Here is a 977-nt window from a genome sequence, read left to right as displayed (position 1 = left end):
GGGCTTCATTGTTTGAGTGTGGCTGAGTCCAAATGCAGTACCAGCTTGCGCGGCAGCCAATGCCGCAGCTAGTGAGGTGTAGGTGCCGTAATTGCCTTTCGAATCCCTAGAAGCTGAATGCCGTTGAGCCCCTTGATGCCACCGAGACTGACGGCTGCAAGCAGGTGGTTTTGAGCGGATAGAACGCGTGGATCAGCTGGATTACCCAGCAGCCAGAGAACCTCGGCGATACAAATCGGTGAGGTAATCAGCTGCGCAGTTGTCTTATCAAAGAAAGCAAGGACAGCTTGATGGAGGGGCTCCTGTTGCTGGTAGTAACTCAGCAGGATGCCCGAATCAATCAGGATCTGCCGCATCAGTGCCGTTCCGTCCGTCGCGCCGTGAGTGTATTTGTAAGCAGCAAGCGCCGTTGACTACGCTCAGAACTGCCTAACGGCAGTGTGTCAAGAAAGCTCTCTGGATGGCCACCTAGTTGCTGGGTGATTGAGGGCAAAGGTTGGAGCTGCTGCCAGCGTTCGCGGATCAGCTGGCGAATCAGCGAACTTTTGTCCTGACCGGTTTCGGCCAATAGCTCAGCGAGGCAATCCTCGGTATCAGCATCAAGCCTGATTGTGAGCGGCATAACCCACAGGACCCAAGCCCTGTATGACKAATGACATAACCGTAGTACCTCTGGCCCGTGGTGGGCGGCAATAGCTCCAGTTGTTGCGCTAGCTGCACTTCATGGTTTCCAGTCCAGTCCCGTCCTGGCAGCCGTCTGATCAAGAAGCAATTCGCCAGTGCTTGGCGCTACCTGCAACGGTGCCATGTCTTGCTGCTATTGCAAAGGCAATGGCTGATCTAGAACGCCAACACCCATCAGGTGTATTAAGCGCCAGGGCTTTATTGGATGCAGTAGCACTGATTGATCAGCAGTTGCTTTCACCTGCTGCTGATCAAGAAAAAGCAATCCAAAAGCAGAGCAACTCAAGGCAGGC

Annotated in this window: 3 protein-coding genes; 1 reads left to right on the top strand and 2 read right to left on the bottom strand. The window is 54.1% G+C overall.

Annotation, left to right across the window (positions count from 1 at the left end; translation table 11 throughout):
* Positions 1 to 68 precede the first annotated feature (68 nt).
* Entirely contained in the window at positions 69 to 356 is a 288-nt protein-coding gene (locus C7K08_RS14510; protein WP_241537292.1) for a PIN domain-containing protein, read from the bottom strand.
* The gene (locus C7K08_RS14505; protein WP_106501180.1) at positions 356 to 622 is read right to left on the bottom strand and encodes a ribbon-helix-helix protein, CopG family; all 267 of its coding nucleotides are present in this window, start codon (positions 620 to 622) and stop codon (positions 356 to 358) included. The genes C7K08_RS14510 and C7K08_RS14505 overlap by 1 nt, the downstream gene beginning before the upstream one ends.
* A gap of 101 nt (positions 623 to 723) precedes the next feature.
* On the opposite strand from C7K08_RS14505, the gene C7K08_RS15330 reads away from it, so the two are divergent.
* Positions 724 to 977, top strand: a 254-nt coding sequence (locus tag C7K08_RS15330) for a hypothetical protein (RefSeq protein WP_133165332.1), incomplete at its 3' end; no start/stop codon positions are given.

This window comes from Synechococcus lacustris str. Tous (assembly GCF_003011125.1).
Classification (GTDB): domain Bacteria; phylum Cyanobacteriota; class Cyanobacteriia; order PCC-6307; family Cyanobiaceae; genus Synechococcus_D; species Synechococcus_D lacustris.
Note: the sequence above shows the minus strand (reverse complement) of the source record. Positions and strands in the feature narration are given on the sequence as shown.